This is a genomic window from Bradyrhizobium sp. TM102, assembly GCF_009176685.1.
GTDB lineage: Bacteria > Pseudomonadota > Alphaproteobacteria > Rhizobiales > Xanthobacteraceae > Bradyrhizobium > Bradyrhizobium ottawaense.
In genome coordinates this window covers 5,815,559-5,836,161 of the sequence record NZ_AP021855.1, presented here as the reverse complement: position 1 = coordinate 5,836,161, position 20,603 = coordinate 5,815,559, and the positions used below count along the sequence as shown (strand labels likewise).

The 20,603-nt window shown below is 64.8% G+C and carries 17 protein-coding genes and 1 pseudogene; 12 read left to right on the top strand and 6 right to left on the bottom strand.

Annotated features, from left to right (window positions below; translation table 11 throughout):
- Positions 1-7: 7 nt before the first annotated feature.
- On the bottom strand, positions 8-787 hold the full coding sequence (locus tag GDN70_RS27690) for an SDR family oxidoreductase (protein WP_152103295.1): 780 nt from the start codon (positions 785-787) through the stop codon (positions 8-10).
- A 154-nt stretch (positions 788-941) separates the two neighbouring features.
- Between GDN70_RS27690 and GDN70_RS27685 the strand changes: the two genes are divergently transcribed.
- Positions 942-2,015, top strand: a complete 1,074-nt coding sequence (locus GDN70_RS27685) for a tartrate dehydrogenase (protein WP_028143396.1) — start codon at positions 942-944, stop codon at positions 2,013-2,015.
- 134 nt (positions 2,016-2,149) lie between these two features.
- On the opposite strand, the gene GDN70_RS27680 is transcribed toward GDN70_RS27685, so the two are convergent.
- The 4 genes from GDN70_RS27680 to GDN70_RS27665 all read right to left on the bottom strand — a co-directional run bounded on the left by GDN70_RS27680 (position 2,150) and on the right by GDN70_RS27665 (position 6,590).
- Positions 2,150-3,223, bottom strand: a complete 1,074-nt coding sequence (locus GDN70_RS27680; RefSeq protein ID WP_028143395.1) for a malate/lactate/ureidoglycolate dehydrogenase — start codon at positions 3,221-3,223, stop codon at positions 2,150-2,152.
- 151 nt (positions 3,224-3,374) lie between these two features.
- Positions 3,375-4,286 carry an NAD(P)-dependent oxidoreductase gene (locus GDN70_RS27675; protein WP_028143394.1) on the bottom strand — a complete coding sequence of 304 codons (912 nt, stop codon included), beginning with the start codon at positions 4,284-4,286 and terminating at the stop codon, positions 3,375-3,377.
- Positions 4,287-4,298: 12 nt separating this feature from the next.
- Positions 4,299-5,549 carry a Zn-dependent hydrolase gene (locus tag GDN70_RS27670; protein ID WP_038972755.1) on the bottom strand — a complete coding sequence of 417 codons (1,251 nt, stop codon included), beginning with the start codon at positions 5,547-5,549 and terminating at the stop codon, positions 4,299-4,301.
- 123 nt (positions 5,550-5,672) lie between these two features.
- The gene (locus tag GDN70_RS27665; protein ID WP_018315615.1) at positions 5,673-6,590 is read right to left on the bottom strand and encodes a LysR family transcriptional regulator; all 918 of its coding nucleotides are present in this window, start codon (positions 6,588-6,590) and stop codon (positions 5,673-5,675) included.
- Between the two features lie 119 nt (positions 6,591-6,709).
- On the opposite strand from GDN70_RS27665, the gene GDN70_RS27660 reads away from it, so the two are divergent.
- From GDN70_RS27660 to GDN70_RS27635, 6 genes are all read left to right on the top strand, one after another.
- Positions 6,710-7,525 carry a putative hydro-lyase gene (locus GDN70_RS27660; RefSeq protein WP_028143392.1) on the top strand — a complete coding sequence of 272 codons (816 nt, stop codon included), beginning with the start codon at positions 6,710-6,712 and terminating at the stop codon, positions 7,523-7,525.
- A gap of 88 nt (positions 7,526-7,613) precedes the next feature.
- Positions 7,614-8,858, top strand: a complete 1,245-nt coding sequence (locus GDN70_RS27655) for an ABC transporter substrate-binding protein (RefSeq protein WP_026201530.1) — start codon at positions 7,614-7,616, stop codon at positions 8,856-8,858.
- 195 nt (positions 8,859-9,053) lie between these two features.
- A complete protein-coding gene (locus GDN70_RS27650; protein WP_240536472.1) occupies positions 9,054-9,887 on the top strand; it encodes a branched-chain amino acid ABC transporter permease in 834 nt (277 codons plus the stop codon).
- Positions 9,887-10,870: a branched-chain amino acid ABC transporter permease gene (locus tag GDN70_RS27645; RefSeq protein ID WP_028143390.1), complete on the top strand. Its 984-nt coding sequence runs from the start codon at positions 9,887-9,889 to the stop codon at positions 10,868-10,870. Before GDN70_RS27650 ends, GDN70_RS27645 begins: the two co-directional genes overlap by 1 nt.
- Positions 10,867-11,598, top strand: coding sequence for an ABC transporter ATP-binding protein (locus tag GDN70_RS27640; protein WP_028143389.1), 732 nt, complete (start codon positions 10,867-10,869; stop codon positions 11,596-11,598). The genes GDN70_RS27645 and GDN70_RS27640 overlap by 4 nt, the downstream gene beginning before the upstream one ends.
- Entirely contained in the window at positions 11,582-12,286 is a 705-nt protein-coding gene (locus GDN70_RS27635) for an ABC transporter ATP-binding protein (protein ID WP_028143388.1), read from the top strand. The genes GDN70_RS27640 and GDN70_RS27635 overlap by 17 nt, the downstream gene beginning before the upstream one ends.
- A 163-nt stretch (positions 12,287-12,449) precedes the next feature.
- Here GDN70_RS27635 and GDN70_RS27630 read toward each other — a convergent pair whose 3' ends face one another.
- Positions 12,450-13,136 carry an aldolase gene (locus GDN70_RS27630; RefSeq protein WP_038972754.1) on the bottom strand — a complete coding sequence of 229 codons (687 nt, stop codon included), beginning with the start codon at positions 13,134-13,136 and terminating at the stop codon, positions 12,450-12,452.
- Positions 13,137-13,240: 104 nt separating this feature from the next.
- On the opposite strand from GDN70_RS27630, the gene ltnD reads away from it, so the two are divergent.
- The 5 genes and pseudogenes from ltnD (at position 13,241) to GDN70_RS27605 (ending at position 20,450) form a co-directional block, all read left to right on the top strand.
- Complete coding sequence (gene ltnD / locus GDN70_RS27625; protein ID WP_038972753.1) at positions 13,241-14,158, top strand: L-threonate dehydrogenase; 918 nt, start codon at positions 13,241-13,243, stop codon at positions 14,156-14,158.
- A gap of 14 nt (positions 14,159-14,172) precedes the next feature.
- The gene (otnI, locus tag GDN70_RS27620; protein WP_028143385.1) at positions 14,173-14,955 is read left to right on the top strand and encodes a 2-oxo-tetronate isomerase; all 783 of its coding nucleotides are present in this window, start codon (positions 14,173-14,175) and stop codon (positions 14,953-14,955) included.
- A complete protein-coding gene (gene otnK / locus GDN70_RS27615) occupies positions 14,952-16,226 on the top strand; it encodes a 3-oxo-tetronate kinase (protein WP_038972751.1) in 1,275 nt (424 codons plus the stop codon). Before otnI ends, otnK begins: the two co-directional genes overlap by 4 nt.
- A 168-nt stretch (positions 16,227-16,394) precedes the next feature.
- On the top strand, positions 16,395-18,086 hold the full coding sequence (locus tag GDN70_RS27610) for a methyl-accepting chemotaxis protein (RefSeq protein ID WP_152103294.1): 1,692 nt from the start codon (positions 16,395-16,397) through the stop codon (positions 18,084-18,086).
- Positions 18,087-18,259: 173 nt separating this feature from the next.
- A pseudogene (locus GDN70_RS27605) lies at positions 18,260-20,450 on the top strand (methyl-accepting chemotaxis protein).
- Positions 20,451-20,603: the final 153 nt, after the last annotated feature.

The window sequence follows — 20,603 nt, the reverse complement described above, 5'->3', positions numbered from 1 at the left end:
CCCGAGGTCAGTTAACCCATCCAGCGCTGATGCCGCCGTCGACCGTGTAGATCACACCCGACGTATACCCGGCGCGGTCCGACGCCAGGAACGCCATGAGGTCGCCGATCTCGCGCGCATGCGCGGGACGGCCGAGCGGCAGGCTCTTCTGGAATTCCTTGTAGCGGTTCTCGTCGCCGAACTGGTGCTTGGCCCGCGTCTTCAGCAGGGTGACGTGGCGATCGGTGCCGACGGGGCCGGGATTGATGCCGACCACGCGGATGTTGTCGGCGAGACTTTTTCCCCCGAGCGCGCGGGTGAAGGCCATCAGCGCGGCATTGCCGGCGCTGCCGCAGATGTAGTTGGCGTCGAATTTTTCGCCGGCCGCGCCGATATCGTTGACGATGACGCCGCCGCCCTTCGCCTTCATCTGCGCGTAGATCTGCCGCGTCAGGTTGATATAGCCGAACACTTTCAATTCCCAGGCGTGACGCCAGGTCGCCTCGTCGATCTTGTCGATCGAGCCGCCGGGGATGTCGCCCGCATTGTTGACGAGCACGTCGATGTCGGCCGCTTCCTTCGCGAGCCGCGCCAGATCCTCAGCCTTGCGAAGATCGACGATGCTCGTTGCGGCATCGATCTGGTGGGCGGAGCGCAGGCGCTCGGCCAGCGCCTTGAGCTGGTCGCCGTTGCGGGCGGCGAGCAGGAGGTGTGCGCCTTCCTCGGCAAACGCTTCGGCGGCTGCGGCGCCAATGCCCTTGGACGCGCCCGTGATCAGGACGCGCTTGCCACGCAGATGCAGATCCATGAGGGTACTCGCAGGATAGGAACAGGATAAAATCAGTAGGCGCTTGGCCGCGCCATGGTCAACATTGCAGTGCAGCGTTGCGCTGCCGCTGCGTTTGGTCCATTGCAGTGCGGTCAAAAGGCGGCGGCTGCCGGACCAACCAAGGACGTTCTCGATGAGCAAGAAACAATACCGGATCGCGGTCATTCCCGGTGACGGCATCGGCAAGGAAGTGATGCCTGAGGGCCTGCGCGTCCTGGAATCGGCGGCGAAGAAGCACGGGGTCTCCCTGCATTTCGACCATTTCGACTTCTCGTCGTGGGACTATTACGAGAAGCACGGCCAGATGATGCCCGATGACTGGAAGGACAAGATCGGCAAGCACGATGCGATCTATTTCGGTGCGGTCGGCTGGCCGGCCAAGATTCCGGACCACGTCTCGCTGTGGGGCTCGCTGATCAAATTCCGCAGGGAGTTCGACCAGTATGTGAACCTGCGCCCGGTGCGGCTGATGCCCGGCGTGCCGTCGCCGCTGGCGGGCCGCAAGCCCGGCGATATCGATTTCTGGGTGGTGCGCGAGAACACCGAAGGTGAATATTCCTCCGTCGGTGGCCGCATGTTCCCCGACACCGACCGCGAGTTCGTGACCCAGCAGACGGTGATGACCCGCACCGGCGTCGACCGCATCCTGAAGTTCGCCTTCGAGCTCGCGCAGTCGCGGCCGAAGAAGCATTTGACTTCGGCGACCAAGTCCAACGGCATCTCCATCACCATGCCCTATTGGGACGAGCGCGTGGAGGCGATGGCCAAGAAGTTTCCGGGTGTGAAGTGGGACAAGTACCACATCGACATTCTCACCGCGAACTTCGTGCTGCATCCGGATTGGTTCGACGTCGTGGTCGGCTCCAATTTGTTCGGCGACATCCTCTCCGACCTCGGTCCGGCCTGCACCGGCACGATCGGCATCGCGCCGTCAGGCAACATCAACCCCGAGGGCGATTTCCCCTCGGTGTTCGAGCCGGTGCACGGCTCGGCGCCTGATATCGCCGGCCAAGGCATCGCCAACCCGATCGGTGCGATCTGGTCGGGCGCCATGATGCTCGAGCATCTCGGCGAGAAGGAAGCCGGCCAATCGATCGTCGAGGCGATCGAGCGCACGCTGGCCGAACGCACGCTCCGCACCAAGGACCTCGGCGGCAACGCCGACACCACGGCCTGCGGCAAGGCCGTCGCGGATATGGTGGATTGACGGAGAATGCGTAGGGCGGGTTAGCCAAGCAGATGCGCAAAGCGCATCTGCTTGGCGTAACCCACCTCTCGGCGAAGAAGGTGGTGGGTTATGCCTGCGGCTAACCCACCCTACGATTTCTATTTCGTTCTCGATCAGCCAGCGATGTCCTCGATCGCCGTCTGATCCAGCCCGAATTTCTTCCCGGCCTCGATGATCTCCTGCCAGGTTGTCGGATCGACCGGAATGCCTTCGGCAAGGCGCTTCTTCTTGGTCTCGCGCTCGGGCTCGCCGGCGATTCTGACCTTGTCGACGCCGGGGGCAGGCGGCGAGCCGGTTTGCCAGGCAACAAAACTCTCGACTTCGCGCGCGAGGTTTTCGCCGGTGCCGAGCTTGCCGGGATCGATGACGATCGAGAGCATGCCGTTGAGGACGTTGTACTTGCCGTCGGAGGGGCCCTTGACCACCTGCCCGCCGGAGAGCGCGCCGCCGAGGATTTCGCAGACCAGCGCGAGGCCGGAGCCCTTGTGCTCGCCGAAGGGGAGGATGGCGCCGTGCGGCGGGATCACGGTGTAGCGCGGGTTGGTGGTGGGCTTGCCTTCATTGTCGATGATGGTGCCAGGCTCGAGCGCGACACCCTTGTTGTGGGCGACGCGGGTCTTGCCTTGTGCGATCCTGCTGGTGGCGAAGTCGAGCACGATCGGGTCCTTGCCGGCGCGCGGGATGCCGACGCAGAACGGGTTGGTGCCGTGGCGCGCATCGCTGCCGCCCCAGGGCGCCACGATCGGGCGGGAAATGACGTTGACGAAGTGGATCGAGACCAGTCCGTGGTCGATGCACTGCTCAGCCCAGTGGCCGATGCGACCGATGTGATGCGAATTGGAGAGGCCGACGAGGCACACCCCGTTTCGCTTAGCGCGTTCGGCTGCCAGCTCCATTGCTTCATGACCGATCACCTGCCCGTAGCCGGTGAGGCCGTCGAGAGTGAGGAGCGGACCGGTGTCGAGCACGATCTTGACGTGCGCGTTCACCGCGAGGCCACCATTGGTGACGCTCTGGACATAGCGCGGGATCATGCCGACGCCATGGGAGTCATGGCCCTTGAGGTTGGCCTCGACCAGATTGGTGGCCACGAGCTCGGCTTCGCGGTCCGAAGACCCGCCCGCCTTGACGATGGCACGAATGGCGTTGGTGAGCGGCTCTGCCTTGATGGTGCGATAGTCGGCCATTGTTATTGCTCTTATCCCTTCACAATTTGGCGGGGGGAGGACGTAGGGTGGGTTAGGCGAAGCCGTAACCCGCCTCTTCAGTCTCCGCGGAATAGACAGAGGTGGGTTAGGCCCTGCAGATGCGCTTCGCGTACTGCAGGGCTAACCCACCCTACGAATTCACGATCCGGCGGCAGTGCTCCCACGCCGCGCCAATCAGGTTCTCGCTCGCCTCCGGTGTACGGAACGCCGAATGCGCCGACAGCGTCACATTCGGCAGTTTTGTGAGCGGATGATCGCCGGGCAGCGGCTCGATGTTGAAGACGTCGAGGCCGGCATGGCGGATGTGGCCGGATTTCAGCGCGTCGATCATGGCGGCCTCGTCGACGACAGCGGCGCGGGCGGTGTTGATGAGGATGACACCACGCTTCATTTTTGCGATCTTCTCGCGCGTGATCATGCCGCGCGTCTCGTCGTTGAGCAGCAGGTGCAGCGACACGACGTCGCTCCTTGCCAGCACGCTGTCGAGATCGGTGAATTCCACGCCCGGATGGCTCTTCGGCGAGCGATTCCAGGCGATCACCTTCATGCCGCTGCCGGACGCAATGCGCGCGACCTCGGCGGCGATGCCGCCGAAACCGATCAGGCCGAGTGTCTTGCCGGTGAGCTGCATGCCGTCTTCGCGCAGCCAGTTGCCGACGCGCATCTCGCGGTCCATCATCGCGATGCCGCGGGCCGACGCCCACATCAGCGCGATTGCGGATTCGGCGACCGCGGTATCACCATAGCCCTTGATCAGATGCACGGAGATGCCGAGTTCCGCCAGCTCCTCAGGGTTCATGTAGCTGCGCGCGCCGGTGCCGAGGAACACGACGTGCTTGAGGCCGGTGCACTTCTTCGCCACCTCGGTCGGCAGCGCGGTGTGATCGACGATGGCGATCTCGGCGCCATCGAGGATGTCAGGATATTGCTCGGGCTTGATGTCGGGATCCCGGTGGATCCGCACCTTGGGATCCCCGGGCTTCTCCAGCCGTTCCATGATCACGGCTAGCGCTTCATTGGCGTCGACGAAAACTCCGCGCATGGCTCTCTCCGGTCAGGACGCGACGCCGGCGATCGCCAGCACGGTATGCATGAGAACGTTGGTGCCAGCAGTGCAGTCCGGCTGCGTCGCATCCTCCAGCTCGTTGTGGCTGATGCCGTCCTTGCAGGGCACGAACACCATCGCCGCCGGCATGATCGTGTTGAGGTTGCAGGCGTCGTGGCCGGCGCCGGAGGTGATGCGGCGCGAGGAATAGCCGAGCGTCTTTGCCGCGTTCTCGACCGCCGAGATCAGCTTGGGATCGAAATGCGTCGGCGGCTTGCGCCAGACCAGGTCGATCTTGACCTCGACCTTGCGGCGCGCGGCGATCTCGGCAATTGCGGCGCGCAGATCGCGATCGAGCGCGTCCATGATGGCGCCGTCCGCGCTGCGGCAATCCATGGTGAAGGCGATCTCGCCCGGAATGACGTTGCGCGAGGGGTTTGCGATCACGGCTTCGCCGATGGTGCCGACCGCATTCGGTCCGTGCTTCTTCGCGATGGATTCCATCGCCAGCACGATCTCCGACAGCGTCGCCAGCGCGTCGCGCCGCAGCGGCATCGGCGTGGATCCGGCATGGCTCTCGAAACCGGAAATCTTGCCGTCATACCACAGCACGCCCTGGCCGGAATCGACCACGCCGATGGTCTTGCCCTCGGCCTCCAGGATCGGGCCTTGCTCGATGTGCAATTCGACGAAGCAGCCAAGCTTCTGGAAGCCGACCGGCTTGTCGCCGCGATAGCCGATGCTGTCCAGCGCCTGGCCGACGGTCGTGCCCTCGGCGTCCTTGCGGGACAAAATGTCGTCGGTGGTGAAGTCGCCGACATAGGCGGCGGAGGCCATCATCGCGGGCGCGAAGCGCGAGCCTTCCTCGTTGGTCCAGTTGACGACGCAGATCGGCGCTTCGGTCTCGATGCCGGCATCGTTCAGCGTGCGGATCACCTCCAGCGCGCCGAGCGTGCCCAGAATGCCGTCATACTTGCCGCCGGTCGGCTGGGTGTCGAGATGCGAGCCGATGCCGACGGGCGGCTTCGACATGTCGCGGCCCTTGCGCAGGCCGAATTGTGAGCCGAGTGCGTCGGTGTGCACTTCGAGACCAGCGTCCTCGCAGGCCTGGCGGAACCAGTCGCGTACCTGCTTGTCTTCGCTGCTCAGCGTTAGCCGCCGCACACCGCCTTTGGCCGTCGCGCCGAATTGCGCGGTCTCGTGGATGGAGCCCCAGAGGCGGGCGGAATCGATTTGCAGATTGGTGGCGGCTCGGCTCATGCGGTCAGTCTCTCAGTTGTCATTCCGGGGCGGCTCGAAGAGCCGAACCCGGAATCTCGAGATTCCGGGTTCGATGCTGTCGCATCGCCCCGGAATGACGTTGAAGGTTGTCCGGCGCCTTTTTCAATGACGCGCCAGCGCGGGCGCGTCAACTGCGAGGCTGCTCTGCGCAATCTGCCGTGCAAGCTCGGCGACGCGCTCCACGGCGACGACGTCGGGCGAGGCGAGCCAGCTAGCGGTGAACGTCAGCGGTGCGATCGCAAGATCGGTGTCGAGCAGCTGTAACCGCCCGTCGGCGAGCTCGTTCTCGACGATCGCGTCGGGGATCACGGCGACGCCGAGGCCTTCGACCGCCATGTGGATAACGGTCGCTAGCGATGCGGACGCGTGCAGCCGGATCGGCGGCAGCTCCGGCCGGTCGAATACCTCGCGCACGACCTCGTAAGGCTTGGTCTTGCGCGGGAAGGTGATGATCGGAAACCGCGCAAGCTCCGCCGGTGTCACCCGGCCTTTGCCGAGGCCGAGCGAAGGGCTTGCGAGGAAGCCGATCGGGTAATCTGCGAGCACGCGATTATGCACGCCCGACGCCGACAACGGTCCGACCACGAAGGCAAGCTCGATCTCCTGCGCGAGCAGGCGCGCGGTGAGGTTGGGCGTGATGTCGACCTCGATCTCGAGCGATAGATTCGGATAGACCTGGTTCACGCTCTTCACGAGGCGCGGCAGCCAGGTGTGCACGATGGTCTCAGCGACGCCGAGCCGCATCACGCCGCGCATCGCCGAGCGGTCGCCGATCTCCGCCATCATCTGAGCGCGCAGGCCGATCAGCTTCTCCGCATAGACCATCATCTGCCGGCCGCTCGGCGTCGGCGAGGCGACGCGGTGGTCGCGGTTGAGCAGCTTGACGCCCATCTCGCGCTCGAGCTGGGCGATGCGCTGGGAGATCGCCGGCTGGGTCGTATTGAGCCGTGCTGCGGCGCCGCGGAAGCTGCCGAGCTTTACGACCCAGAGAAAAGTCTCGATCGACCTGAAGTCCAGCATTGAAAGGATTTTCCTTGCCGATAAAATAGATTTATCGATATCGATTAGAAAGGACGATTAGACTTTATAGCACGCTTGGTGTTGGCTGTCTTTGTCGAGTTTATAGGCAGGTCGATTACATGACTGTTTTGGTGGCAGTGCAGCAAACTGAAACGCCCGACGCCCTTCCGAGCCGCAAGGCGCGGCTTGCCTACCGGCAAGGGCTGGTCGCCTCCACCGCAGGCGTCGCCCCCGGCTTCGTCCAGGGCAATCTGGCGATCCTGCCGGCGGAATATGCCAGCGCCTTTCATCGCTTCTGCCAGCTCAATCCGAAGCCGTGCCCGATCATCGGCATGTCCGATGTCGGCAGTCCGCACATCCCTTCGCTCGGCGCCGATCTCGACATCCGCACCGACGTGCCGCGCTACCGCGTCTGGCGCGACGGCGAGGTCGTCGACGAGCCGACCGATGTGACGAAGCATTGGCGCGACGATCTCGTGACCTTCGTGCTCGGCTGCTCCTTCTCGTTCGAAGAAGCCTTGCTCGACGAGGGCATGCCGATCCGGCACATCGAGCGCAATGTGCGCGTGCCGATGTATCGTACCAACATCGCCTGCGGCGAGGCCGGTCCGTTCGCCGGCCCCATGGTGGTGTCGATGCGTCCGTTCAAGCCTTCGGATGCGATCCGCGCGGTGCAGATCACCTCGCGCTATCCCGCCGTGCACGGCGCGCCCGTCCATCTCGGCCATCCGCATCTGATCGGCATCAAGGACATCGCCAAGCCGGACTACGGCGATCCGGTGCCGGTCGCCGACGACGAGATTCCGGTGTTCTGGGCCTGCGGCGTGACGCCGCAATCCGTCATCAACGCCGCCAAGCTCCCGTTCGCGATCACGCATTCGCCCGGCCTGATGCTGGTGACGGATCTCAAGAACAGGACCATGGCCGTGATTTAATGGGCAGCGTATGCTGCATGTTAGGGCTTTACTGCATCCATCAATCGCTTCATTCGATCAGCCGAAATTCAGTACAGGGGACTTTGCCATGACGATCACTCGCCGCGACGTGTTGTTGGGAGCCACCGCGACTGCCGCACTGGTGCCGCTGGCGGCGCGCGCACAGACTTCCGAAGTCGTGATCGGCGTCATCTATCCGTTCTCCGGCGGCAGCGCGCAGCAGGGCGTCGATGCGCAGAAGGCCTATGAGACCGCGCTCGAGGTCATCAACAAGGACACCGATTTCGACCTGCCGCTGGCGAAGGGCGAGGGCCTGCCGGGCCTCGGCGGCGCCAAGGTCCGCCTCGTGTTCGCCGATCACCAGGCCGATCCGCAGAAGGGCCGCGCCGAAGCCGAGCGCCTGATCACGCAGGAGAAGGTCTCAGCCATCATCGGGACCTATCAGAGCGCCGTCGCCGTCACGGTGAGCCAGATCTGCGAGCGCTACCAGGTCCCGTTTGTGTCCGCCGACAATTCCTCGCCCAGCCTGCATCGCCGCGGCCTGAAGTACTATTTCCGCGCCGCGCCGCATGACGAGATGTATTCGGCCGCCATGTTCGACTTCTTCGACGCCATGAAGAAGAAGGGCACCAAGATCGAGACGCTGTCGCTGTTCCACGAGGACACCATCTTCGGTACCGATTCCGGCAACGCCCAGGCCAAGATCGCCGGCGAGCGCGCCTACAAGATCGTCACCGACATCAAGTATCGCGCCAACTCGCCCTCGCTCTCGGCCGAGGTGCAGCAGCTCAAGTCCGCGAATGCCGACGTGCTGATGCCCTCGAGCTACACCACCGACGGCATCCTCCTGGTCAAGACCATGGCCGAGCTCGGCTACAAGCCGAATGCGATCGTGGCGCAGGACGCCGGCTTCTCCGAGAAGGCGCTCTATGATGCCGTCGGCGACAAGCTCGAAGGCGTGATCTCGCGCGGCACGTTCTCGCTCGACCTCGCGCAGAAGCGCCCGATGGTCGGCAAGATCAACGAGATGTTCAAGACGCGGTCGGGCAAGGACTTCAACGACCTCACCTCGCGCCAGTTCATGGGCCTGATCATCCTCGCCGACGCCATCAGCCGCGCCAAGTCGACCGACGGCGAGAAGATCCGCGATGCGCTGGCCGCGACCGACATCCCGGGCGAGCAGACCATCATGCCCTGGAAGCGCGTCAAGTTCGACGAGATGGGCCAGAACAACGATGCGGACCCGGTGCTGCTGCAATATATCGGCGGCAAGTTCGTCACGATCTTCCCGCCGCAGGCCGCGATCGCCGAGGCGGTCTGGCCGATGAAGTAAGACTGGGACGCGGGAGCTCGGATGCAGCTCCCGCCCTCATCCCGAGGAGCGGGCGTAGTCCGCGTCTCGAAGGACGAGGGCTGGCCATCCTTCGAGACGCGCGCCTGAGCGCGCTCCTCGGGATGAGGATCTATTTCGGGGGACAGACTTTTGACAGCGCAAGCCATTATCCAGAGTCTCGCGAGCGGCCTCCTCATGGGGCTGCTGTACGGACTGATCGCGGTCGGCCTCGCGCTGATCTTCGGCCTGATGGACGTCACGAACTTCGCTCATGGCGAGTTCCTGATGATCGCGATGTACCTGTCCTTCTTCCTGTTCGCGTTCTTCGCGATCGACCCCTTGCTTTCGGCGCCGTTGGTCGCCGCGGCGCTCTTTATCTTCGGAGCGGTGGTCTACTTGCTCATTGTACGCTTCGCCATGCGGGCCAAGGCCAACGCCGGCATGGTGCAGATCTTCACCACGTTCGGCCTTGCCATCGTGATGCGGGGCCTGGCGCAGTTCTTCTTCACGCCTGATTATCGCAGCATTCCGCAATCCTGGCTCGGTGGCAAAACCATCTCGGTCGCCGGCATCTTCCTGCCGGAGCCGCAGCTGGTCGGTGCGCTGGTCTCGATCCTCGCCTTTGCCGGCCTCTACTTCTTCATCCATCGCACCGATTTCGGCCGCGCGCTGGAAGCCACCCGCGAAGATCCCGGTGCGGTCGCGCTGGTCGGCATCGACAAGAACCGCGTGTTCGCGTTCGGCTGGGGCCTTGGTGCCGCGCTGGTCGGTCTCGCTGGCGCGATCATGGCGAGCTTCTTCTATATCTATCCCGATGTCGGCGCGTCCTTTGCGCTGATCGCCTATGTCACGGTGGCGCTCGGCGGCTTCGGCAGCGTGTTCGGCGCCTTTGCCGGCGGCATCATCGTCGGCCTCGTCGAAGCGACCACCGCGCTGGTGCTGCCGCCGTCGCTGAAATCGGTCGGCATCTACGCGGTCTATCTGCTGGTCGTCTTCATCCGGCCGCGCGGCCTGTTCGGATCGATCTGATGGACAAGGATTTTGCAGCGCGGCGCCGCCGCGACCTCATCATCGCCGCGGTGCTCGCCGCGATTGCCGCAGCGACGCCATTGTTCGTGAAGGACGTCGTCGTCCAGAACATCCTGATCCTGACGCTGATGTATGCGGGCCTGTCGCAGAGCTGGAACATCCTGTCCGGCTATTGCGGGCAGATCTCGCTCGGGCACGCGCTGTATTTCGGCCTGGGCGCCTACACCACCGAGCTGCTGTTCACGAAGTTCGGCGTGCTGCCCTGGTTCGGCATGCTGGCGGGCGGCGTCGTGTCGGCGCTGATCGCGATGGGGCTCGGTTATCCCTTCTTCCGCCTGCGCGGCCATTACTTCGTGATCGCCACCATCGTCATCGCCGAGATCGGCTTGCTTCTGTTCCACAACTGGGAATGGGCCGGCGCCGCGATGGGCATCACCATTCCAATCCGCGGCGACAGCTGGCTGAAATTCCAGTTCCTGCGCACCAAGCTGCCATACTTCTATTTCGCGCTGGCGCTGTGCTGCCTCGCCTGGTTCGTCACCTGGTGGCTGGAGAACTCAAAATGGGGATTCTGGTGGCGTGCGGTGAAGGACAATCCGGACGCGGCCGAGAGCCTCGGTGTCGACGTGTTCAATTCCAAGATGGGCGCGGCCGCCGTCTCCGCCTTCCTGGTCGCGGTGGGTGGCAGCTTCTATGCCCAGTTCGTCTCCTACATCGATCCTGAAAGCGTCATGGGCTTCCAGTTCTCGCTCTTGATGGCGCTGCCCGCCGTGCTCGGCGGCATCGGCACCCTGTGGGGGCCGGTGTTAGGGGCCGCCATCCTGATCCCGCTGACGGAGCTGACCCGCTTCAAGTTCGGCGGCTCCGGGCGCGGTGTCGACCTCATCGTCTACGGCACGCTGATCGTCCTGATCTCGCTGGCCTTGCCGCGGGGACTGCTCAGCCTGTTTTCACGCCGGAAGAAGACGGGGGCCGCACGATGACCGCGCTTCTTGAAACCCGCGGCGTCTGGCAGCGGTTCGGCGGCCTCGTCGCCAACAGCGACGTCTCGATCTCGGTCGGCCGCGGCGAGATCGTCGGCCTGATCGGCCCCAACGGCGCCGGCAAGTCGACGCTGTTCAATCTCATCGCAGGCGTTCTGCCGCCGACGCAAGGCTCGATTCTCTTCGACGGCGAGGACGTCACCCACATGCCGGCGGCCGAACGCTGCCAGCGCGGCGTCGGCCGCACCTTCCAGGTCGTCAAGAGTTTTGAGACCATGACGGTGATCGACAATGTCATCGTCGGCGCGCTGGTGCGCAACACCGTGATGCGCGAGGCCCGTCGCAAGGCGCACGAGGTCTTGGAGTTCACCGGCCTTGCCGCGCGCGCCGACGTGCTTGCCAGCGACCTCGTGCCCGCCGAGAAGCGCCGTCTCGAAGTCGCCCGTGCGCTCGCGACCGAACCGAAACTGCTGCTGCTCGACGAAGTCCTCACCGGCCTGACGCCGACCGAAGCGCAGACTGGTGTCGCGCTGGTGCGCAAGGTGCGCGATGCCGGCATCACCGTGTTGATGGTCGAGCACGTCATGGAGATCGTGATGCCCTTGGTCGATCGCGCCATCGTGCTCGATCTCGGCAAGGTGCTGGTCGAGGGCAAGCCCGCCGATGTCGTTCGCGATCCCAAGGTGATCAGCGCATATCTGGGAGATCGTCATGCTCAGCGTGCGTGAAGTCACGACCGCCTATCAGGGCCTGGTCGCGATCTCCGCGATCTCGATCGAGGTCCAGAAGGGCGAGATCGTCTGCGTCGCCGGCGCCAACGGCGCGGGCAAATCGACGCTGCTCAAATCCATCGCCGGCGCCGAGCGGCCGCGTTCCGGCACGGTGACGTTCGACGGCAAGCGCCTCGACGGCATGGCGCAGCACCACATCACGGCGACCGGCATTGCCTATGTGCCGGAGAATCGCCGCCTGTTCCCGCGCCTGTCGGTGCGCGACAATCTGCGTCTCGGCAGCTATCTCTACCGCGGTGACGCGAACCGCGAGGGGCCGCTCGATCTCGTCTTCCAACTGTTTCCCCGCCTGGCCGAGCGCCTGGAGCAGCGCGCCGAAACGCTAAGCGGCGGCGAGCAGCAGATGCTTGCGATCGGCCGCGCGTTGATGACGCGCCCGCGTCTGTTGATGCTGGACGAGCCCTCGCAGGGCATCATGCCAAAGCTCGTCGACGAGATTTTCCAGGCGGTGAAGCGCATCCGCGATGCCGGCATGACCGTTCTGATCGTCGAGCAGCGCATGGCCGAGTGCCTGGAGATCGCCGACCGCGCCTACATCCTGCAAACCGGCCGCGTGCTGATGCAGGGGCCCGCGGCCGAGATCAGGGGCAATCCCGACGTGAGGAAGGCGTATCTGGGGCTGTAGGCGTTGACGCCGTCGCCGCACCCTCCGCCGTCATCCTGAGGTGCGCGCTCTTGCGCGCCTCGAAGGATGAGCCGCGAGCACCCGGAGCCCATCCTTCGAGGCTTCACCTTGCGATGCATCGCATCGCAAGGTGAAGCTTCAGGATGACGGCGGTGAGTGTGGTTCAATGCCCGTGCCCATGCTCCGGCAACGTCACCCCGAACACCTTCACCAGATCCGCCACCTGTTCCGGTGACAGATAGCGCGGGTTCATCCCCCGCAGCAGCAGATAGAGCTTCGCCGTCTCCTCCAGCTCCTCCGTCGCGAACACCGCGGCTTCCAGCGTGTCGCCGGCAACGACCGGGCCGTGATTGGCGAGCAGCACCGATGAATATTTCCCCGCCAGGCCCTTGATCGCATCCGCGACCGCGGGATCGCCGGGGCGGTAGTACGGCACGAGCGCGGTGGCGCCGCATTTCATCAGATAATAGGCCGTCATCGGCGGCAGCGCGGCGCGCGGGTCGATCTCGGGCAGCATCGAGAGCGCGACCGAGTGTGTCGAATGCAGATGCACGATGGCGCGGGCACTGCCGCGCGTGTCATAGAGCGCATTGTGCAGCGGAACTTCCTTGGTCGGGGCATCGCCCGACACCAGCCGGCCCTTCTCGTCCAGCCGCGACAGCTTCGCAGGATCGAGGAAACCGAGCGAGGCATTGGTCGGCGTCACCAGCCAGCCGCCGCCGTCCAGCCTGACGCTGATATTGCCGGAGGAGCCGGGCGTCAGCCCGCGCTCGAACAGGGACCGTCCGAAGCGGCAGATGTCCTCGCGCAGCCGCGTCTCGTTGCTCGCTTCAGGTTTCATGGCCGTCATGCCCGCTTGTCTCACGCTTTGGCAGCGCGGCCAAGCCGTGATATCGGTTCGCCGAGCCGCCGCAAAAGCCGGCCGTCCGGGAAACGTTCGCAAGGGTTAGTTGCATGTCCGCCTCCACGTCACAAAATCAGCGCATCGCGGTCATCGGGCTCGGCTCGATGGGGTTTGGCATGGCGACCTCGCTGAAGCGCGCCGGCCACGCCGTCACCGGTTGTGACGTTTCGGCCGAGGCGGTGGCGCGTTTCGTCAAGGATGGTGGCGCGGGTGCCAAAACGCCGGCCGAGGCGGCCAAGGGCGCGGACATCGTCGTCAGCGTCGTCGTCAATGCTGCGCAGACGGAAGCCGTCCTGTTCGGCAAGGATGGGGCCGCCGAGACCATGCCTGAAGGCAGCGCCTTCGTATCCTCCGCCACGATGGACCCCGACGTGGCACGACGCCTTGCCAAGCAGCTGGAGGCGACCGGCCGGCATTATCTGGATGCACCGATTTCCGGCGGAGCGCAGCGCGCCGCGCAAGGCGAGCTGACGATCCTCGCCTCCGGCAGCCCCACAGCGTTCGCGAAGGCGCGGCCTGCGCTCGATGCCATGGCCGCAAAGCTCTACGAGCTCGGCGACGCCGCCGGCCAGGGCGCCGCCTTCAAGATGATCAACCAGCTGCTCGCCGGCGTGCACATCGCCGCCGCCTCGGAGGCGATGGCGTTCGCCGCCAAGCAGGGCCTCGACATCCGCAAGGTCTATGAGGTGATCACGGCCTCCGCCGGCAATTCCTGGATGTTCGAGAACCGCATGCCGCACGTGCTCGACGGCGACTACACACCGCGCAGCGCCGTCGAGATATTCGTCAAGGACCTCGGCATCATCCAGGACATGGCGCGCAGCGCGCGATTCCCGGTGCCGGTCTCTGCCGCCGCACTCCAGATGTTCCTGATGACATCGGCCGCCGGCATGGGCCGGGACGACGACGCCTCGGTGGCGCGGATGTATGCGCAGGTCACCGGCGTCAAGCTGCCCGGCGACAAGTAACGAAGAGGACGCCAATGCCCCGTTTTGCCGCCAATCTCTCGATGATGTTCACCGAGGTGCCGTTCCTCGATCGCTTCGATGCCGCAGCCCAGGCTGGCTTCACCGCGGTCGAGTTTCTCTTTCCCTATGAGCATCCGGCCGAGGCGGTCGGCGACCGCCTCAAGCGCAACGGCCTGACCCAGGCGCTGTTCAACCTGCCGCCGGGCGACTGGAACGCCGGCGAGAAGGGCTTTGCGGCGCTCCCCTCGCGCTTCTCCGATCTCAAGGCGGGCTTGGAGACGGCTCTGCCTTACGCCAAGGCGACCGGCGTCAAGCGGCTGCACCTGATGGCCGGCATCGCCAACCGCGGCGAGCGCGTCGCGATCGAGGCATTCTACAAATCGGTGGCATGGGCTGCGGAGTTCTTCGCCCCGCACGGCATCGATATCGTGCTCGAGCCGATCAATGCGCGCAACGTGCCTGGCTACTTCCTCAACGATTTCGGCTTTGCGCGCGATCTGATCCAGGAGCTGAGGCTTCCGAACCTCAAGCTCCAGTTCGACATCTATCACTGCCAGATCATCCATGGCGACGTCACGATGCGGCTGCGCGAGATGATGCCGATCATCGGCCACATCCAGATCGCCAGCATCCCCTCGCGCAACGAGCCTGACGGGGAGGAGCTGAACTATCCGTTCCTGTTCGAAGAGCTCGACCGCCTCGGCTATGCCGGCTTCGTCGGCTGCGAGTACAATCCGCGCGGCAAGACCACCGACGGCCTTGCCTGGTTCAAGCCTTATGCAGGAGTGAAGCCGTGACACTTGCGTTGGGCTGCATCGCCGACGATTACACCGGCGCTTCCGATCTCGCCAACACGCTGACACGCGCGGGCCTGCGCACCGTGCAGACCATCGGCGTGCCCGCGGACGATCTCGCACTGCCCGAGGTCGATGCCGTCGTGGTGTCGCTGAAGAGCCGCTCGATCGAGGCCGGCCTTGCCGTGTCGCGTTCGCGCGCGGCGGATCAGTGGCTGCGCGGCCGCGGCGCCGGCCACGTGCTGTTCAAGATCTGCTCGACCTTCGATTCCACCGACGCCGGCAATATCGGCCCGGTGATGGACGCGCTGCGTGCCGATGGCGGCGAAGGTGCGGTGCTGGTGACGCCGGCCTTCCCGGAGACCGGCCGCACCGTCTACCAGGGCAACCTTTTCGTCGGCGCGGTGCCGCTCAACGAGAGCCCGCTGAAGGACCATCCGCTCAACCCGATGCACGATTCCAACCTGGTGCGCGTGCTGGCGCGCCAGAGCAGGACGCAGATCGGTCTCGTCGATCTCGCCACCGTCACGCGCGGCGCAGATGCCGTGCGGGCGCGGCTGGCCGAGCTGGCGGGCAAGGGCATCGGCGCTGCCATCATCGACGCGGTCTTCGACCGCGACCTCGAGACCATCGGCCTCGTCGCCGCCGAGCATCGGCTGTCGGTCGGCGCCTCCGGCATCGGCCTCGGGCTCGCGCGTGCGCTGGTGTCGACGGGTAAAGTCAAATCAGCCGGGGCGAACGGCGAGACCGGCATTGCCGTCGGCGGACCGGCGGCCTGCCTCGCCGGGAGCTGCTCTCAGGCGACGCTTCAGCAGATCTCCAACGCCGAACGCGTCATGCCGGTGCTTCACCTCGATCCGGACCGTATCATTACGGGGGGCGGCGAAGCGCAGCGTGCGCTGGACTGGGCGAGACCGCGGCTTGCGGAGGGGCCGGTGCTGATCGCCTCGAGCGCGACGCCCGATCAGGTCGCCGCACTGCAGGCGCGGCACGGTCGCGACGCGGCCGGCCACGCGATCGAGCAGACCATGGCCGACATCGCGGAAAGCCTTGTAAAATCAGGCGTGCGGCGACTGATCGTTGCCGGCGGCGAGACCTCCGGTGCGGTGGTCGATCGGTTGAAGATTCCCGGATTTCTCGTCGGAGTGGAAATCGCGGCAGGTGTCCCGGTGCTGCATGCGGTGGGCGCGCAAGCCGACATGCTGCTCGCTCTGAAGTCCGGAAACTTCGGCGGCGCTGAATTTTTCTCCGACGCGCTTAGGCTCATGCGCTGAGCGCAGAGCATTTTTAGCGACGTGTTCATCTCTTTGAGGCTCCGTACTCGTACGGAGTCGTAGTTAACATCTGCGCAGGTGCTCTGGTGTTGGATGTTGGTGCTGCTCCCTTTGGTTGATTCGTAATACCTCCGGACGCGCACCGCGCCAGCACAAAGAGACCCGATTATGCTTGCCACCATTTCCATCCGCGCCAAGATCATCAGTGTCGTGGCGTTCCTGCTGGTCGCAATGGCCGGCATGGGTCTCCTGGCCGTCATGAAAATGCGGTCGATGAATGCCAACACGATCGACATCACCACGAGCTGGATGCCCAGTGTGCGGGTGCTTGGCGAGCTTCGTGCGAGCGTCATCACCTATCGCAACGTGGTCCGCCAGCACATGCTTTCCGAAACGCTGGACGAAAAACTCGCCAACGAGAAGACGGGTGTGACAGTGATCGAGGCGCTCGCCAAGATCCGCGGCCGGTACGAGCCAATGATCACCTCGCCGGAGGAGCGGGCGCTCTACAACCAGTGGGCAAAACTCTGGGACGACTACAAGAAGGGCACCGAGGAGGTGATGGCGCTCTCGCGCAAGGAGGTCGGCAAGGTCCCGCACGAAGCCCAGGAGCTGAACAGCAAGACGGTCAACAAGATCGGTCTTGCGTCGGATGAGGTCCTGATGAAGGACATCGAGCTCAACACCAAGGGTGGCGATCAGGCGGCTCAGGATGCCGCGGACAGCTACTCCTATGCTTTCATGCTGGTCTCGATCATTCTCGGCGCCGCCGTCATCATCGGCATCGGCGTCGGCTTCTATCTCGTCCAGGACGTCTCGAAGGGCATCAACTCGATCATCGAGCCGATGCAGGCGCTGGGCAAGGGCGACCTCTCCGCCGAAGTCCCGCACCGGGGCGAGAAGACCGAGATCGGCGCCATGGCCGACGTGCTCCAGATCTTCAAGGAGGCGCTGATCGCCAAGAAAGCCGCCGACGAGGCTGCGGCCACGGATGCCGAAGCCAAGATCGAGCGCGGCCGCCGCGTCGACAACATCACCCGCGAATTCGAAACCATGATCGGCGAGATCGTCCAGACCGTGTCGTCGGCCTCGACCCAGCTGGAAGCCTCCGCCTCGACGCTGACCTCGACCGCCGACCGCTCCCAGAGGCTGGCGACCACCGTTGCCAGCGCTTCGGAGGAAGCCTCGACCAACGTGCAGTCGGTGGCCTCGGCGACCGAGGAGATGGCTTCGTCGGTCGGCGAGATCAGCCGTCAGGTGCAGGAATCGGCGCGGATGGCGGGCGATGCCGTCGGCCAGGCCCGTGCCACCACCGAGCGGGTCAGCGAGCTTTCCAAGGCGGCGTCCCGCATCGGCGACGTGGTCGAGCTGATCAACACCATCGCCGGCCAGACCAACCTGCTGGCGCTGAACGCGACCATCGAGGCCGCACGTGCCGGCGAGGCCGGCCGCGGCTTCGCCGTGGTGGCCTCCGAGGTGAAGGCGCTCGCCGAGCAGACCGCGAAAGCCACCGGCGAAATCGGTCAGCAGATCTCCGGCATCCAGGCGGCGACCAACGACTCGGTCGGCGCCATCAAGGAGATCTCCTCGACCATCGAGCGTCTGTCGGAGATCTCGTCGGCGATTGCGGCGGCGGTGGAAGAGCAGGGCGCGGCGACCCAGGAGATCGCCCGCAACGTGCAGCAGGCCGCGCAAGGTACCCAACAGGTCTCCTCCAACATCACCGACGTGCAGCGCGGAGCGACCGAGACCGGCACGGCGTCCTCACAAGTGCTGTCGGCGGCGCAAATGCTGTCGAACGACTCGGGCCGGCTGAAGAATGAGGTCAGCAAGTTCCTGACCAACGTGCGCGCGGCCTGATCCTTTCGGACAGGTATCAAACTACGCAAGAGCGGCGTCATCGGCGCCGCTCTTTGCTTTTGGCGCACCGCCCGGCCCCGGACTTATTTTTCACGTGGGTCATACGGTTCCAAATCTTTACGGGTTCCGAACGCGGGGAACTAAAAGTCCTCGCAGCATTTCGGAGGCCCATCGTGAAGCTGTTTTCGTTTTCTGCCATTCGCTCCATCCAGTTGAAGATTGCCCTGATCGCCGGCCTCTGCCTCGCGGTCACCTGCGTCGTGCTGATCGGCTACGGCCTCTTCTCCACGCAGCATGAACCAGTACGTGACCCACGAGGTCATGCAGCTGGTCGACAATCAGACCAAGGAAAGCCTGACGAACCGCGCTGCCACCGAAGCCAGCGCCATCAAGGCCGAGTTGGAGGTCGGATTTGATGCCGCGCGCACCATCGCGCATGCGTTCGCGACGCTGGCAGACGAGAAGACCGGCACCCCCATCGCAGCCCGGCGCGCTCAGTTCAACGCGCTGCTCCGCCACGTGCTCGAGCTCAATCCTGCTTTCAACGGTACCTATTCTGCCTGGGAGCCCGGCGCGCTGGATGGCGATGACGCGGCGTTCAAGGGCCGCAAGGAGGTTGGATCGGACAATACCGGCCGGTTCCTGCCCTATTGGACGCGCAATGCCAACGGCGACATCGCCGTTCAGCCGCTGGTCGAGTACGACAGCAGCGAGCGGCATCCCAACGGTCTGGTGAAGGGCGCCTGGTACATCAATCCGAACACGACGGGTAAGGAGAACATCCTCGGTCCGCTGCCCTACATCGTGCAGGGCAAGGCCGTCTTCCTGGCGACCATGTCGGTGCCGGTCATGATCGGCGGCAAGTTCCGCGGCGTTGCCGGCGCCGACTACAATCTCGACTTCGTGCAGAAGCTGGCCCTCAAGATCAATGCCTCGCTGTTCGAGGGCAAGGGCAAGGTCGCGATCCTCAACGATACCGGCCTGATCGTGGCCAACAGCGCCAATCAGGACGTGATCGGCAAGAACGCTTCGGCAGCCGATCCGCGCTGGAGCGAGAGCCTCGCCATCGTCAAGGCCGGCAAAAGCGCAGTGCAGGACGATCCGAAGTTCGCCAACATCGATATCTATGCGCCGATCCGCTTCGGGCTCACCGAGAATGCGTGGTCGGTCGTGATCTCGGTCCCGCGCGAGGTCGTGCTGGCGTCCGCACGGCAGCTGGATGCCTCGCTCAGTGCCCGCGCGACGTCGAGCACGTTCTGGCAGCTCGGTGTCGGCCTCGTCATCGGGCTGGCGGCGATCTTCTTGATCTCGTTCGCTGCACGCAAGATCGCGCGGCCGATCCAGGACTGCGCCAATTTCGCCGACGGCATCGCCAAGGGCGACTTCAACCAGCAGCTCAAGATCGATCAGGCCGACGAGGTCGGCAGGCTCGCGACGTCGCTGAGCTCGATGCAGGACGACATCAAGCGCAGCATCGAGCAACGTGCCCAGGACCAGGCCGCTGCCGATCGCGAACGCAAGCGCACCATGAACGAGCTGGCCGACAGCTTCGAAGCGCAGGTGGGCGGCATCGTGGAAACGGTGTCCGCCGCATCCGGCGCGCTGGAAAGCTCGGCCGGATCGCTGAGCTCGACCGCCGAGCGGGCGCAAGAGCTCGCCTCCGTCGTCGCCACCGCATCCGACCAGGCATCTGGTAACGTGCAGTCGGTGGCCTCGGCGACCGAGGAGATGGCTTCGTCGGTCGGCGAGATCAGCCGTCAGGTGCAGGAATCGGCGCGAATGGCGGGCGATGCCGTCGGCCAGGCGCGCGCCACCACCGAGCGGGTCAGCGAGCTTTCCAAGGCGGCGTCCCGCATCGGCGACGTGGTCGAGCTGATCAACACCATCGCCGGCCAGACCAACCTGCTGGCGCTGAACGCGACCATCGAGGCCGCACGTGCCGGCGAGGCCGGCCGCGGCTTCGCCGTGGTGGCCTCGGAGGTGAAGGCGCTCGCCGAGCAGACCGCGAAGGCCACCGGCGAGATCGGCCAGCAGATCTCCGGCATCCAGGCGGCGACCAACGACTCGGTCGGCGCCATCAAGGAGATCTCCTCGACCATCGAGCGCCTGTCGGAAATCTCGTCGGCGATTGCGGCGGCGGTGGAAGAGCAGGGCGCGGCGACCCAGGAGATCGCCCGCAACGTGCAGCAGGCCGCGCAAGGCACCCAGCAGGTCTCCTCCAACATCACCGACGTGCAGCGCGGAGCGACCGAGACCGGCACGGCGTCCTCACAAGTGCTGTCGGCGGCGCAAATGCTGTCGAACGACTCGGGCCGGCTGAAGAATGAGGTCAGCAAGTTCCTGACCAACGTCCGCGCGGCATAAGTTCGCGCGCACAGCTATCGCTCCAGGAACGAGCGGCGTCAAAAGCGCCGCTCGTTTCCTTTTTTGCGGCCGGTAGCATGATGTTGCCTACAGGTAGCATCAAGGGGAAGCACCCGTAGACGCACGGTGGTTCCGTTTCATCGTTGGTTAAAC

Coding starts and splice junctions, on each gene's coding strand:
- GDN70_RS27630 (WP_038972754.1), bottom strand. CDS start 13,136: ATGACGGCCATGAAACCTGAAGCGAGCAACGAGACGCGGCTGCGCGAG.
- GDN70_RS27660 (WP_028143392.1), top strand. CDS start 6,710: ATGACTGTTTTGGTGGCAGTGCAGCAAACTGAAACGCCCGACGCCCTT.
- GDN70_RS27645 (WP_028143390.1), top strand. CDS start 9,887: ATGGACAAGGATTTTGCAGCGCGGCGCCGCCGCGACCTCATCATCGCC.
- GDN70_RS27655 (WP_026201530.1), top strand. CDS start 7,614: ATGACGATCACTCGCCGCGACGTGTTGTTGGGAGCCACCGCGACTGCC.
- GDN70_RS27665 (WP_018315615.1), bottom strand. CDS start 6,590: ATGCTGGACTTCAGGTCGATCGAGACTTTTCTCTGGGTCGTAAAGCTC.
- GDN70_RS27610 (WP_152103294.1), top strand. CDS start 16,395: ATGCTTGCCACCATTTCCATCCGCGCCAAGATCATCAGTGTCGTGGCG.
- GDN70_RS27640 (WP_028143389.1), top strand. CDS start 10,867: ATGACCGCGCTTCTTGAAACCCGCGGCGTCTGGCAGCGGTTCGGCGGC.
- GDN70_RS27680 (WP_028143395.1), bottom strand. CDS start 3,223: ATGGCCGACTATCGCACCATCAAGGCAGAGCCGCTCACCAACGCCATT.
- otnI (WP_028143385.1), top strand. CDS start 14,173: ATGCCCCGTTTTGCCGCCAATCTCTCGATGATGTTCACCGAGGTGCCG.
- GDN70_RS27675 (WP_028143394.1), bottom strand. CDS start 4,286: ATGCGCGGAGTTTTCGTCGACGCCAATGAAGCGCTAGCCGTGATCATG.
- GDN70_RS27670 (WP_038972755.1), bottom strand. CDS start 5,549: ATGAGCCGAGCCGCCACCAATCTGCAAATCGATTCCGCCCGCCTCTGG.
- GDN70_RS27685 (WP_028143396.1), top strand. CDS start 942: ATGAGCAAGAAACAATACCGGATCGCGGTCATTCCCGGTGACGGCATC.
- GDN70_RS27690 (WP_152103295.1), bottom strand. CDS start 787: ATGGATCTGCATCTGCGTGGCAAGCGCGTCCTGATCACGGGCGCGTCC.
- GDN70_RS27635 (WP_028143388.1), top strand. CDS start 11,582: ATGCTCAGCGTGCGTGAAGTCACGACCGCCTATCAGGGCCTGGTCGCG.
- ltnD (WP_038972753.1), top strand. CDS start 13,241: ATGTCCGCCTCCACGTCACAAAATCAGCGCATCGCGGTCATCGGGCTC.
- GDN70_RS27650 (WP_240536472.1), top strand. CDS start 9,054: ATGGGGCTGCTGTACGGACTGATCGCGGTCGGCCTCGCGCTGATCTTC.